This window comes from Thermosporothrix sp. COM3 (assembly GCF_059696735.1).
Map to the genome: position 1 here is coordinate 5,216,867 of NZ_AP019376.1, position 12,742 is coordinate 5,229,608.

At 52.8% G+C, this 12,742-nt stretch carries 13 protein-coding genes, 1 tRNA gene and 2 rRNA genes; 7 read left to right on the top strand and 9 right to left on the bottom strand.

Going from position 1 to position 12,742, the window contains the following annotated elements; genetic code table 11:
• Positions 1–21: 21 nt before the first annotated feature.
• A complete protein-coding gene (gene queA / locus KTH_RS22130) occupies positions 22–1,110 on the bottom strand; it encodes a tRNA preQ1(34) S-adenosylmethionine ribosyltransferase-isomerase QueA (RefSeq protein WP_111325014.1) in 1,089 nt (362 codons plus the stop codon).
• A 2-nt stretch (positions 1,111–1,112) separates the two neighbouring features.
• Entirely contained in the window at positions 1,113–2,144 is a 1,032-nt protein-coding gene (ruvB, locus tag KTH_RS22135) for a Holliday junction branch migration DNA helicase RuvB (RefSeq protein WP_111324999.1), read from the bottom strand.
• Between the two features lie 531 nt (positions 2,145–2,675).
• On the opposite strand from ruvB, the gene KTH_RS22140 reads away from it, so the two are divergent.
• Positions 2,676–5,876 carry an efflux RND transporter permease subunit gene (locus tag KTH_RS22140; protein WP_497621120.1) on the top strand — a complete coding sequence of 1,067 codons (3,201 nt, stop codon included), beginning with the start codon at positions 2,676–2,678 and terminating at the stop codon, positions 5,874–5,876.
• 68 nt (positions 5,877–5,944) lie between these two features.
• On the opposite strand, the gene KTH_RS22145 is transcribed toward KTH_RS22140, so the two are convergent.
• Positions 5,945–6,547, bottom strand: coding sequence for a 5-(carboxyamino)imidazole ribonucleotide mutase (locus tag KTH_RS22145; RefSeq protein WP_111325001.1), 603 nt, complete (start codon positions 6,545–6,547; stop codon positions 5,945–5,947).
• Between the two features lie 7 nt (positions 6,548–6,554).
• Positions 6,555–7,718, bottom strand: coding sequence for a 5-(carboxyamino)imidazole ribonucleotide synthase (locus KTH_RS22150; RefSeq protein WP_497621122.1), 1,164 nt, complete (start codon positions 7,716–7,718; stop codon positions 6,555–6,557).
• Positions 7,719–7,886: 168 nt separating this feature from the next.
• Between KTH_RS22150 and KTH_RS22155 the strand changes: the two genes are divergently transcribed.
• From KTH_RS22155 to KTH_RS22165, 3 genes are read left to right on the top strand one after another with little or no spacing between them, the layout of a single operon-like run.
• The gene (locus KTH_RS22155) at positions 7,887–8,108 is read left to right on the top strand and encodes a carboxymuconolactone decarboxylase family protein (protein ID WP_111325002.1); all 222 of its coding nucleotides are present in this window, start codon (positions 7,887–7,889) and stop codon (positions 8,106–8,108) included.
• Positions 8,109–8,126: 18 nt separating this feature from the next.
• Positions 8,127–8,417 (top strand): carboxymuconolactone decarboxylase family protein, encoded by a 291-nt coding sequence (locus KTH_RS22160; protein WP_137686139.1) that lies wholly within the window; start codon positions 8,127–8,129, stop codon positions 8,415–8,417.
• Positions 8,418–8,429: 12 nt separating this feature from the next.
• Complete coding sequence (locus KTH_RS22165; RefSeq protein ID WP_111325004.1) at positions 8,430–8,678, top strand: hypothetical protein; 249 nt, start codon at positions 8,430–8,432, stop codon at positions 8,676–8,678.
• A gap of 61 nt (positions 8,679–8,739) precedes the next feature.
• On the opposite strand, the gene KTH_RS22170 is transcribed toward KTH_RS22165, so the two are convergent.
• The 3 genes from KTH_RS22170 to KTH_RS22180 form a co-directional block, all read right to left on the bottom strand.
• Positions 8,740–8,991, bottom strand: coding sequence for a YtxH domain-containing protein (locus tag KTH_RS22170; RefSeq protein WP_111325005.1), 252 nt, complete (start codon positions 8,989–8,991; stop codon positions 8,740–8,742).
• Between the two features lie 493 nt (positions 8,992–9,484).
• Positions 9,485–9,868 (bottom strand): response regulator, encoded by a 384-nt coding sequence (locus KTH_RS22175; protein ID WP_137686140.1) that lies wholly within the window; start codon positions 9,866–9,868, stop codon positions 9,485–9,487.
• A 412-nt stretch (positions 9,869–10,280) separates the two neighbouring features.
• Positions 10,281–10,352 (bottom strand) — tRNA-Lys (locus tag KTH_RS22180).
• A 185-nt stretch (positions 10,353–10,537) separates the two neighbouring features.
• Between KTH_RS22180 and KTH_RS22185 the strand changes: the two genes are divergently transcribed.
• Positions 10,538–11,041: a nucleotide triphosphate diphosphatase NUDT15 gene (locus KTH_RS22185; protein WP_497621126.1), complete on the top strand. Its 504-nt coding sequence runs from the start codon at positions 10,538–10,540 to the stop codon at positions 11,039–11,041.
• A 75-nt stretch (positions 11,042–11,116) separates the two neighbouring features.
• Here KTH_RS22185 and KTH_RS22190 read toward each other — a convergent pair whose 3' ends face one another.
• Both KTH_RS22190 and KTH_RS22195 read right to left on the bottom strand, forming a co-directional pair.
• Complete coding sequence (locus tag KTH_RS22190) at positions 11,117–11,326, bottom strand: ATP-grasp domain-containing protein (RefSeq protein WP_497621128.1); 210 nt, start codon at positions 11,324–11,326, stop codon at positions 11,117–11,119.
• Between the two features lie 109 nt (positions 11,327–11,435).
• Positions 11,436–11,774 (bottom strand): hypothetical protein, encoded by a 339-nt coding sequence (locus KTH_RS22195; protein ID WP_497621130.1) that lies wholly within the window; start codon positions 11,772–11,774, stop codon positions 11,436–11,438.
• Positions 11,775–12,051: 277 nt separating this feature from the next.
• On the opposite strand from KTH_RS22195, the gene rrf (KTH_RS22200) reads away from it, so the two are divergent.
• Positions 12,052–12,168, top strand: a 5S ribosomal RNA gene (gene rrf, locus KTH_RS22200).
• A gap of 438 nt (positions 12,169–12,606) precedes the next feature.
• Positions 12,607–12,723: ribosomal RNA gene (gene rrf / locus KTH_RS22205) — 5S ribosomal RNA — on the top strand.
• The last annotated feature ends 19 nt before the right edge of the window (positions 12,724–12,742 follow it).

Below are 12,742 nucleotides of genomic sequence, written 5' to 3' on the forward strand. Positions count from 1 at the left end.
AGGTTTTGAGCCGTAGAAGCTCTAGAGAATCAGCATCGCATCGCCAAAACTGAAGAAGCGATAGCGCTCCTGGATCGCTTCCTGATAGACGGTCTCCATCAGGTCTTTACCCATAAACGCGCTGATTAAGAGCAGGAGGGTTGAGCGAGGCAGGTGGAAGTTCGTAATCATCGCGTCCACGGCTTTGAAGCGGTAGCCCGGCGTGATAAAAAGGTTGGTATGCCCATGATACGGGACGATTTTTCCATCGCCGACCGCCGCCACGCTTTCAAGCACGCGAACAGACGTTGTGCCAACCGCGACAACACGTCCACCGGCTTTCTGCGTCTCGTTGATCAACGCAGCGGTCGCCTCATCGAGGTCAATTTCTTCGCTGTGCATCTTATGATCTTTGACACTCTCGGTCTCGACTGGACGGAATGTATCCAGGCCGACATGGAGCGTCACAAAGCCAACGCGGACCCCCTGCGCCTGCAAGCGCTCAAGCAGTTGTGGCGTGAAGTGCAACCCGGCTGTAGGAGCAGCGGCAGACCCGCGAATTCGAGCATAAACGGTCTGATAGCGCTCCGGGTCCTGGAGCGTCTCATGAATATAGGGAGGAAGTGGCATATGACCAAGCGCCTCAATCGCCTGTTTGACATCGAGCAGGCGATAGGGATCATCGCTTTGTAGCTCGGTCTGGTTCGGGATAAAGAGACGCACGATCCGGCCACCGGTCTCTGTGCGTTCCAGAATCTCGGCTTCCAGGCGGGTGGTCTGCTTTTCATCCTCAAAAAGGACACGTGCGCCCTCACGCAAGCGGCGTCCAGGACGTACCAGAGCTTCCCACACATCTCGACCCCGGTCCGGGCGCTCGGTCAGCAGCAGGATCTCGACAGCGCCACCGGTTTCGGCACGCTTGCCAAGCAGACGGGCCGGGATAACACGGCTCTGATTGGCGATCAGCAGATCACCGGGCCGTAGAAATTCGCCGATATCCCGGAAATGTCGATGCGCCAGAGCCCGGGTTTCGCGATTCACTACCAGGAGGCGCGAGGAGTCCCGCGGCTCGACAGGTGTTTGTGCGATTAGCTCTGGCGGAAGGTCATAATCAAAATCGCTGATTTTCAAGTCTAGGTTGTTGTCCACAGTGTCGATCGCCCCTCTGTTTCCGGCGGATGAATTTTCAGATGCTCATAGGCTGCACGCATCGCGACACGACCACGAGGAGTCCGAGCAATAAAGCCCAGCTGCAACAAATAGGGCTCATAGACGTCCTCGATCGTCTCAGCATCTTCACTGGTACTGGCCGCCAGCGTATCCAGGCCGACAGGACCACCGTTAAATTTCTTGATAATCGTCAGCAGCATATTGCGGTCGGTCTGATCAAGCCCCAGTTCATCTACCTCCAGAGCATCCAGCGCCTTCTGGGCCACTTCTTTCGTAATGGTCCCGTTCGCTTTCACCTGTGCATAGTCGCGTACACGCTTAAGCAAGCGATTGACAATACGAGGAGTTCCGCGAGCACGCCGGGCAATCTCGCTGATGCCGTCCTCTTCGGCGGGAACTTTCAGGATACTGGCAGAACGAAGGAGGATCTGTTTTAATGCCTCCGCGTCGTAATACTCAAGGCGGTAGATAGCTCCAAAGCGATCGCGCAAGGGAGCAGTCAGCGAGCCAACACGTGTCGTTGCGCCAACAACCGTGAAGCGAGGCAACGAGAGACGCAACGATCTGGCTCCGGGGCCCTTGCCTATCACCACGTCTATAGCGAAATCTTCCATTGCTGAATACAGCCGCTCTTCCACGGCACGCGCCAGGCGGTGAATCTCGTCAATAAAGAGCACCTCCCCGGGCTGTAACGAGGTCAGGATTGAGGCCAGATCACCAGCATGCTCAATCGCGGGCCCGGATGTGGTGCGCAGATTCACCCCCATTTCGGCGGCAATGATATTACAGAGCGTTGTTTTTCCCAGTCCCGGAGGCCCATACAACAGGATATGGTCCACGGGCTCATTACGACGCCGCGCCGCTTCGAGCAGGATATTGAGATTCTCTTTAATCTTCTCCTGCCCGATATATTCTTCCAGGTGGCGGGGTCGCAAACTGCCTTCAATAAATTGTTCATCGTCGGTTAGATGTGGTGATACAAGGCGGTCATCCATTGAATTCTCCACCGGTGAAACTAGTGTTCTATGCAGTCTGGCTTCATTATATCAGAGATAATGCAGCGAGTCGAGGGGACGGCTCAGACGCTCATGCCAGTATGTTTCCTCTCTTCCCCGATACATCCTATTCTCAAGCACGACTTTCAGCACCCAAAAATAGATCTAGAGACCCGTTTCACTTCCTCCATCAGTCCGTATACTGAAGCCATCTCATGCATTATCCACTATTGGTTATGAAGAGTATATGACTGCTGAGTCAACGAAGTTGAAAAACAACACTTGCGTCCTGATGGTCCTTCAGGGGCAGGAACCTTTAACCGAGCTTGCACAACGCTCGGTAGGAGGGCAGTAACCCGAAATTGTATCTGATACGCAATACAGTGTCTCTCTCAAAGAGACATTCTTTTCATCATGCAAACAATCGGTAAAAAAGACCGCTCCAACACACAAATCTCTCCCTCAAAGACGAGGACCATTCATCCCATCATACTTTCTATGTGTAGAGGAAGGCGATAGAGGAGCTTTTGTATGTCTGTTTTCTCACGACTCAGTCTGGCGAACAGAGGGCTAGTCGCGCTCGCCACCATTGCGATCTTGCTTGTTGGTGGCTTTCTTATTCCTCAATTGAAACAGGAATTATTCCCGTCGCTGGACTTCCCGGCCATCACGATCGTTTCCACCTATGTCGGTGCCTCACCTGAAATCGTGGAGAAAGACGTGACTGAGCCGATCGAACGCACCCTGAAAGGGGCTCCTGGGATCACCTCACTGACCTCAACATCCAGTGAGAGTGTCTCAGTTGTGACCGCGAACTATGATTTCGGCACCGATCTTTCTCAGGCTCGCCAGCAGTTGAATGACCGTATCAATCAGATACAATCACAACTGCCAGAGGATGTAAAGCCAAGCCTGCAATCGTTCAACATCTCGGACCTGCCAGTAATTTACCTGTCCGTCTCTTCATCGCAGGATTCGCAGCAACTCGCGCTTGACCTCAAGCAGAAGGTTGTTCCCGAACTCCAGAGCATTCCAGATGTCGCACGGGTCGAAATAACCGGCATTCGCGAGCAGGTTGTTACCATTACCCTGGATATGAAAAAACTTGCCGCGACCGGCATTTCTCAGGAACAGATCCAGGGCGCGTTACAGGCAAATAACCTGACCCTGCCCGCTGGAAGCCTGGATGCCAGTGGAAAATCTCTCCCGGTGCGCGTTGGCAATACATTCACATCAATCAATGATATCAAGAACATCATTGTTGGCGTGCGCGCTGCTCAGATGCCCCCGACAACCGGTATCCCCGGTCAGGAAAGCATTCCGGGCATGACAGGGACACAGATGCAAACGGCGCCAACCCCGGTAAAGCTGAGCGATGTCGCGACCGTCAAGCAGGAACTGGAGCCGTCAACCAGTATCACCCATACCAATGGCAAGCCAAGCATCGGTATCTCAATCACAAAATCGAATGCGGGTAATACGGTTGCCATCTCGCACGCCGTTCAGGATCGACTGAGCGACCTTGAGAAAAAGCTTGGCAACAATGCTCACTTTACTGTTACTTCCGATCAGACGCCATACATCGAGCAATCGATTGAAGGGCTGGTCCGTGAGGGCCTCATAGGCGCAGGCTTCGCGATCCTGGTCATTCTGGTCTTCCTGTTCTCGATCCGCTCAACCCTGGTTACGGCGGTCTCGATCCCGCTTTCGGTTGTGGTCGCGCTGATTGGCCTCTGGGCAGGCAACTACACGCTGAATATGCTAACGCTGGGTGGTCTGACCATCGCGATCGGACGCGTCGTTGACGACTCCATCGTTGTGCTTGAGAATATCTATCGCCACCTGCATCGCGGCGCAAACAAACAACAGGCCGTTCTGGATGGCGTCCGCGAGGTGGCAGGAGCAATCACAGCGTCAACATTGACAACCGTTGCCGTCTTCCTTCCATTGGGCTTTGTCAATGGAATGGTAGGCGTCCTCTTCCGCCCATTCGCGTTGACCGTCACCATCGCGCTGCTGGCCTCGCTGGTTGTCGCCCTGACCATTATCCCGGTTCTGGCGTACTGGTTCCTGAAGGCCCCGAGTGCGAAACAGGCCGCGAAGGCAGAAGCAGCCCATGAGAAGCCGACTTTCCTGGAAAAAGGCTATACACCCTTGATTGCCTGGGTGACCAAACACCGCATTATCACCATTCTCGCGGCTATCGTGATCCTGGTTGGTTCGCTCTTCTCCGCTACATTTCTGAAGATCAATTTCTTTGATATGGGCGATCAGCACACCTTTATGGTACAGCAGGAATTCCCCTCAGGAACGGACCTGAACAAGGCCAGCCAGGAGGTGAAGCAGGTCGAAGATATTCTGGCCCGCACCAAAGGTATTAAGAATTATCAAGCAACGATCAGCTCAGGAAGCAATAGTATGGGCTTTCTGACAGGGGGCGGCGGTGGCGTTTCAGCCAGTATTGTCGTCACAACCGAAACCTCGGCCACAACAAAAGATGTTCAACAGGATGTGCAGAACCAGGTCAAGAAGCTGAACAATGCTGGAAAAATCACAGTCTCCGAAAGCAGCATGAGCGCCAGCACCAATACTATCAAAGTGCTGGTACAGTCGTCCGATAACAAGACGCTGGAAAAGGCCGCACAGCAGGTCCTGGATACCGTCTCAAAAACCAGGAACCTGAAAAACGTGAAGAGCGATCTGGCCGCCTCCGCGCCTCTGATCGACGTGCATGTTGACCCACAAAAGGCCAGCATGTATGGCCTGACACCTGCTCAGGTCGGACAATACCTGCGTGCGATCTACACAGGAACCAGCGTCACAAAGGTTACGCTGAATAACACACAGCAGGATGTGTACCTGAAACTGGGCACTCCAGCCAAAAGCCTGAATGAGCTCAAGAACACGATCCTGCCTACCAAGACGGGACAGGCGGTGAAGTTGAGCGACGTTGCCACCGTGGCCCAGCAAAATGGTCCCGCTCAGCTTCGCCACGATGGCGGTTCACGTACCGCAACCATCAGCGCCGACGTGGCAGGCGACAACCTGGCAGCGGTGAACAGCGAGCTCTCCGAGAGCCTGAAAAAGCTTGATCTGCCGGCAGGTACAACCTATAGCATTGGTGGTGTCACCCAGCAGCAGAACGAGTCATTCAGGAACATGGGTATCGCAATGCTCATCGCAGTCCTGATTGTTTACCTGATTATGGTCGCGACCTTCCATAGTCTGGTACAGCCACTGGTGCTACTGGTCTCGATCCCATTCGCAGCTACAGGTTCGCTCCTGTTAATGCTGGCAACAAACACGACGCTTGATATCACGTCACTGATTGGTATGTTGATGCTGATTGGTATTGTGGTCACGAACGCTATCGTGCTGATAGACCGGGTAAATCAGTATCGTGCTCAGGGTATGAGCGCTCAGGAAGCCGTTATCAAGGGCGGCACGGAGCGCCTGCGCCCGATTCTGATGACCGCGATTGCAACCATTCTGGCTCTGGTGCCAATGGCGCTTGGCCTGAGCAGCGAGGGGGGTGTGCTCTCTCGCCCGCTAGCAATCGTCGTTATCGGCGGCCTGACAACCTCCACGATTCTGACCCTGTTAATCGTGCCGACGCTCTATGTGATGGTCGAGGGCGTCAAAGATCGGCTCAACAGAAAGCCCGCGGTGGCTGTGGCTCATGCAAATGGCGCGAAGCCCAGGGAGCCTGAAAAAACAGGTCCACTGCACTAAGCAAAGATGAAAAAGAGCTGCCTCGGATACGCTCCGAGGCAGCTCTTTGCTGTTTTGTCTCTGTGTTATCAATCGGAGAAGCCCTGTAGCTTCTGCTCAAGACCCTGATTCTGGCGCTGGACTTTTGCCTTTCGTTTCTCGGCATAAGCCTGTAAGCGTTCTTTAATTGCTGGATCAGCGATCGCCAGTTCCTTCGCGGCATGAATGGCAGCATTGACCGCTCCGGCATCGCCAATCGCCATGACGGCCACTGGAGCCCCTTCGGGCATCTGCACCATCGAAAGCAGCGCATCGACACCCTTTAGCGCTCCCAGATCACGCGGAACGCCAATCACCGGAAGATCCGCACGCAGATCGGCGATATTGCCGGGCAGATGAGCTGCCCCACCCGCACAGGCAATCACCACCTGAACCGAAGGAGGCAGGTTCTCGATATGGCGCACCATCGAGCGCAGATCGCGATGCACCGAATTGATCTGCACCAAACAGGGGATGCCAAACTCAAACCGGAGTGTATCCACCGCCTTCATCATCAGCGGAAGATCGGAGTCACTCCCCATCGTCACCAGGACGCGAGGCTCGCCACGTGCGGCAGAACCCACCCCTTCAGCCGAAACCAGAACGCCGTGTTCTTCATTGAGCGCCGTAGAACGAATCACCTCATGTGACATATCGTCTTTATATCGAGAGCGCAGCCCTCGCCTCCTTTGCCTGTTCATATACATCTTGCAGATTATTGCCGACAACCGTAATATGTCCCATTTTCCGGTCTATCTTGGTCTCGCGCTTGCCATAGAGATGCACAAAGACGCGCTCGGCATCATATGGCTTGCTCCATCGGGGATCCGCCGGCCCGTTGCGCTCTCCCAGAATATTGATCATCACAGCAGCGGGATAGCGCATGGCTGTAGAACCCAACGAGAGATCAGTCACCGCACGAAGGTGTTGCTCAAACTGGGATGTTTCGCAAGCCTCAATGGTATAATGGCCCAGATTATGGGGACGAGGAGCGATCTCATTCAGCCAGATCTTGCCCTGTTTGTCCAGGAAAAATTCAATGCCAAAAATACCCACGCCTTCCAGATCAGCGATCGTTCGGCGGGCAATTTCCTGAACTTCCTGCTGGAAGGCGGGATCAATGGGAGCGGGAGCAAGAACAATCTGGCAAATATCACGGGCATGAATCATCTCAACGACGGGATGGGTTGCAATCTCACCCTGAACGTTACGAGCTACCATCACCCCGAGTTCCTTTTCCAGATCGAGACATTGTTCTACATAGAGCTCGCGATCACCCAGTTTTTGGAACGCCGCTTCAATATCATCCCGACTATTGATTCGCGCGTTGCCCCGTCCGTCATATGCGTCTTTCTTCGCTTTTAGAACCAGCGGAAAGCCCCAACGCTCGATAGCGATTTCCAGATCGGCGGGGGTATCAATGGAAAGAAAGGGAGCGACAGGGATACCACGCTGTGAGAGAAACTCTTTCTGGCGATACTTGTTCTGAATAATCGCCAGGAGCGAGGGAGCAGGATAGAGCGTATGCCCTTGTTTCTGAAGAGCGCTCAGCGCCTCCGTATTGATATGTTCGATCTCATAAGTGAGGATGTCGACACGTGCAGCCAACTGCTGCAAAGCAACCGGATCTTTCAAGCTTCCGACGAGCTGTTCAGCGACAGCAGAAGCAGGACTCTGCGGTGTGGGGTCCAGCACCACCAGCCCGGGGAACCCCATCTGCTGAGCGGCTTCGCCGAGCATCAGCCCCAGTTGCCCGCCGCCAACCACACCAATATGTGTAGAAGCAACGCGTTGTGCTTCTTGCGTACTCAGTGATTGTTTCACGGAACTTTGACTCCTTGAAGTATAAGGCTGCTTTCATTTTAGGCTGTTGTCAGGATATGTGTCAAACGGGATACCGCTTGCATAACCTTCTGATGCTCTCATAGAATAAGAGAGGGTGAAGAGCGTTGGAGAGGTGGATCTATCATTGCAGAAGAAAGGCAAAAAGTGATGTCACGTATACCACCCCGAGAAGATATAGAGCTGACCATATCCGAGCAAGCCGGAAGCCAGACAATGGAGACACTCTTTCGCGTTATGGCGCACCGTCCAGAAATCATGCAGCCAGCCTTACAGCTTGTTGAGGCGGCCATGCGTTCTGGGACAGTGGAGCCACGCCTGAAAGAGTTGCTGGCAATTCGAGTTTCTCAGGTCAACCATTGTTCCTATTGAATGGCGGCTCATACTGCTTTGGCAAAGCAGTTAGGCGTTTCTGAAGAGCTTCTGGACGCTCTTTACCATATCGACCGCTATCATCACCTGTTCAGCGAACGAGAGTTGATAGCGCTCCGATATGCGGAGATTGTTACAACCAGTGCACGCGATGTGGATGAGGCTTTGTGGGATGAATTACAGGCGCATTTCGATGATGGAGAACTGGTCGAACTGACCAGCGTCATCGGGGCATTTAACTTTTTTAATCGCTTCGCCGATGCATTACAGATTCATCCGCCAGAGCAAACAGATCGCGCTACTTCATAAGGATGAATAGATATGGCAACAACAGACGAAAAATTTCGAGCCCTGCTCCAGGATTTACAGGAATTATCTAACTACCTCCACGGGCGTGGAGACAAGACGCGGGCGCTTTCTCAGCAATTCGCGGCCAATGCACAGCGCGATGCCTCAAACCGCGAATTCGATCTGAACCAGTCCCGCATGCTGGACTATCAGCATCACATCTGGCACGAGATCGGCAATAAGGTTGATCAGCTTATCAAGCTTTACGAGAAGAATAACTGACAAAAATTACCTCAGGAGAGTGCTGCTAGAGCGCTCTCCTGAGGTCGTAGCTGCTTTCTCCCTAGAGCTCACCGGAACGAGCACGCGTATAACGATCAGAGAGTTCGTTCTTGGTGCGAGAATACAGTTCTCGACCCTGTGCCAGAGCTTCTTGAGCGCGGGCCCGAATCTCATCGCTAAAGCCGCCCGAACGCAAAAGCACTCCTTGCTCGCTTAACTGTGCGCGGGTCTCCTCGCCGGATTGAGGAGCAAAGAGCAAGCCTAGAACAAAACCGAGGCCCAGGCCTACGAGCAAACCCCAGATGAACTTCATTCTCTCGTTCCTTCCTTTCCCTGCCTCTACGGCAGCCCTTCATAAAACGCTCTGCATTGATTGGCGAATCTGATACAAATCCTTCGCAGTCTCACAGAACTGCTGCACCACGTCTTTTTCAATAGCTGTAAGAGATATGAGCGCAGGACCTCATCCCTCTTTCCTGGCTCATGGTTAGCATTTCTCTGCCCCACACCTCGGAAACGGATCAGGCCGCTCTCAAAAATGAATACTGCTACAAGAATAGCACAGAAGGGCGCCGTACAGACATTTTCTCAGGATCAATGACCGTTTTTCTTATTGCATTCCATGTACAGGAGCCTTTCGGGACTACTGTACCCCTCATCCTCAATGGCGGAGATGAGATAGAAGTATAGACTTCCTCCCCCTTCACATGGCTGATAGCTATCTTTCTCGTCGTAGACCATCCATGAAAGCGGGTGAAGCCCCCTCTGAAACATGCTCGTTTGTGCTTCAAGCAGGTTCGTGGTTGTTACTCTAGCAATTCCTCAACCTTATCCAGAAGAACCTGCAACTCAAAAGGTTTCCGGAGCAGATAGACATTGCCAAAGCGTTGAGGGTCGCTCTCAATGAGGCTTGCCACTTCATCGGCTTCCAGTACCGCGGCAGTATAAACAATCACCGGGATATCAGCCGTTACAGGGTCGCTTTTCACTTGCTTGAGCACATCCTGCCCGGAAATATCACCGAGCTTGAGGTCCAGAATCAAGAGGTCAGGCAACTGATTCTTGACCCGTGAAAAAGCATCCTTACCCTCTTGCAAGATGGAAACCTGGTACTGCTCATCTTCCAGTACCCGACGCATGAGATGAAGCAGTTCGTTTCTGTCGTCAACAACAAGTATCCGTTTTGTCACATCCAATCGGTGCAGTCAACGGGTAAAACCCGTCACACACTCACCGCCTCCTAGTGCAAACGCACCCCTAACCACTTTGTTTCGTGTTTTTGAGGCACGGTAACAACATTCAACAAGAGAACTGCACGTGAAGTACTATATCATGTCCCGGTAAACGTAGCAAGCTGTAGAGGCAAGAACCGGTTTACCGGTACGCTTTTTCCCTGGGAGAAAGATGACGAAACCCTTTTCTCTATCTATACGATTCAACCGAAGAGAAGGTATACCTGAACTTCGGTTCATTCTCAGCAACGCTTGCATAAGCCGAACCACTTCTACAAGCCAAAAACCGTACATGAAAAAAAGGCACCAGATCCGTTCCTTTGGTTGGTCTGGTGGGAGACCGATCGTAACATCGGTATAAAAAAAGAAATGCGCGTGGTGGGACTCGAACCCACGGCAGCCCGATTAAAAGTCGGGTACTCTACCACTGAGTTACACGCGCATTGTTGAACCGATGCTATTGTAGCGTATTTTGAGGGAAGATGCAATAGGTTAACCCCCCAATTTCCGCCTGCTTTTTTCTGAGCATTATATTCATCCCCATCTATACACCAGTGCAACGCTCCCCCTTCACCAATCGTGTGAGCTATAAGCGGTAAAAAGTCAGGAAAGGGGATACATCAAACAATGGCAGAACAATCTCAAGAGAAAAAGGTGCTGGCAGGCGTCGCCGTGTTGGTGAAAAATGGTGGTCGTGTCCTGCTCAATAAGCGCCACAATGTTCATGGCGCTGGAACCTGGGGACCAATCGCGGGACATCAGGAGTTCGGCGAGTCCTTTGAAGATTGCGCAAAACGCGAGACGAAGGAAGAAGCCGGTATCACAATTGACGACGTCGCTTTTCGCGTGATCACCAATGATGTCTTCGAGGCCGAACAAAAACACTATGTGACTGTCTGGTTCGACGCAAACTATGTCTCAGGCGAACTAAAAGTTGGCGCGCCAGAAGAAGAGTCCGACATTGGCTGGTTCTCCTGGGACTCGCTCCCGGAACCGCTCTTCCTCCCATTACAGCATCTTCTCAATGGCGAGACCTACCCGTCACAAACCACCCGCCAAAAGCTTGGCGAGGCCATTGAGATAGATACCAAACCATCAAACAGGGAAACGAGCCCCACAAAAACCGACTAACAGAGTTGTACATGCTCATCCGGTCAGAGCTTGATAGAAACGGATCTTATCGGCTCTGGCCGGTAGCTCCGCGATCTATGCGTCTCCAAGCTCGACAATCATCCATGTGCCACCTGTGCGCTTCGCAACATCCATCGTCAGAAAGCGGCTCGGCAGGGCTTGCGCAACAGCGCAAATGGTGGCCGCTCTTCCTTTGGATACACTTCCTCGTTCCAGTAGTAGGCCCGGACAAGCGCTGCTTCCTCCAGAAAAAAATGCGGTACTCCCTGGCCAGGGAACTTCCATGCTTCACGGGCTCAAAATGGACAAATTCGCGGAAAACCAGACCACCATAGAGATCTTTCCCCCTGAAGCACTAGAAAGCGGCGTACGACCTGTTCTACGGCCACTCTATCTATGGCAGAGGGAATATAACAGGCTCATCCCACTCATGCTTGCGCGACCTGACATAATCTTTCATGATTAACGGTGTATCACCAAAGCGACTGACCACCTCCTGTATCTCTGCCGTAGGACAATCAGGAGGAAGCCAGAGCGTTGCCGGAGTCAATGGCTTAATCGAGCGATAATATTCGGGAAGCATATGGCAGAAGCGGTAGGCAACGGGCGAGGTGATCAGCCGCAGTCCCTTTTCTAGCAAGACCATATACAACAGGCCGTAATGTTCCGGCCGGAGCATCCACCCACGATAGACAGCAGGCTCTTCGTCTCCTACCTCCTGAACCAGGCGCACAGCCCGCTGAGGTCGCTCCTGACGTGTTAACGCATCGACGTCCGGTAGAGAGAGGTTCCTTTCAATGTCCGTACAATCTCGACTTCTTCTTCATATGCAGGATCAGGTTTCCTCCTGTCTCAGTAGTCAGCACAAAACAGTATTTGCAAGGCTTCCTGCCCTTCTCAAGCCAGAACTCAAAACCATTTTGAAAACATCACCGAAAAAGTGTTGACAAACTTTCCGGCCCATGCTATTATACTCCCTGTCAACGAAAGCCGCCTGTATGTACAGGTGGTGCGGTGATTATCGCGAAAGGGTTCCACCCGTTCCCATCCCGAACACGGTAGTTAAGCCTTTCAGCTCCGACGATACTTGGCGGGCAGCTGCCTGGGAAAATAGGACATTGCCGCTCCACCTGTCCACACGGGCGGTTCTTCTTTTCTCTCTCTCAAGCTACCTGCTCTCTGCTTGCTTCCCTCCATCCTTGCTTACTTTTCCCGCTCATTCGGCTCTGGATACAAGAAGCGAACCCTTTTACGCTTCGCTTCCTGCCAACCCTCTCTCGCTACTCGTCGCTTCCTACTTCGTGTACTCTCCTTCTCAAAGCACTTGCTCATAGTGATTCTCTCTTTCCCTTACACTGTCGCACCCTCGCAACTCTCTCGCTACCGGCGACTTCTTTCATTTTCAGGTGAGATTACTTCCCTTGCGCCTCGCAGAAAGATCTCCCCCCTTCCCTCTTCTCCCTTTTTCCTCGTTGGCCAAAAAAATCTGCAAAAAGTATTGACAGGCTTCCCAACCCGTGCTATTATACTCCCTATCAACAAAAGCCGCCTGTATGTACAGGTGGTGCGGTGATTATCGCGAAAGGGTTCCACCCGTTCCCATCCCGAACACGGTAGTTAAGCCTTTCAGCTCCGACGATACTTGGCGGGCAGCTGCCTGGGAAAATAGGACATTGCCGCTCCACCTGTCCACACGGGCGG

What these genes read in the sequence shown, in the direction of transcription:
- KTH_RS22185 (WP_497621126.1), top strand. Translation starts at nt 10,538, where the DNA reads ATGGCAGAACAATCTCAAGAGAAAAAGGTGCTGGCAGGCGTCGCCGTG.
- KTH_RS22155 (WP_111325002.1), top strand. Translation starts at nt 7,887, where the DNA reads ATGTCACGTATACCACCCCGAGAAGATATAGAGCTGACCATATCCGAG.
- KTH_RS22170 (WP_111325005.1), bottom strand. Translation starts at nt 8,991, where the DNA reads ATGAAGTTCATCTGGGGTTTGCTCGTAGGCCTGGGCCTCGGTTTTGTT.
- KTH_RS22190 (WP_497621128.1), bottom strand. Translation starts at nt 11,326, where the DNA reads ATGGAAGTTCCCTGGCCAGGGAGTACCGCATTTTTTTCTGGAGGAAGC.
- KTH_RS22140 (WP_497621120.1), top strand. Translation starts at nt 2,676, where the DNA reads ATGTCTGTTTTCTCACGACTCAGTCTGGCGAACAGAGGGCTAGTCGCG.
- KTH_RS22145 (WP_111325001.1), bottom strand. Translation starts at nt 6,547, where the DNA reads ATGTCACATGAGGTGATTCGTTCTACGGCGCTCAATGAAGAACACGGC.
- KTH_RS22165 (WP_111325004.1), top strand. Translation starts at nt 8,430, where the DNA reads ATGGCAACAACAGACGAAAAATTTCGAGCCCTGCTCCAGGATTTACAG.
- ruvB (WP_111324999.1), bottom strand. Translation starts at nt 2,144, where the DNA reads ATGGATGACCGCCTTGTATCACCACATCTAACCGACGATGAACAATTT.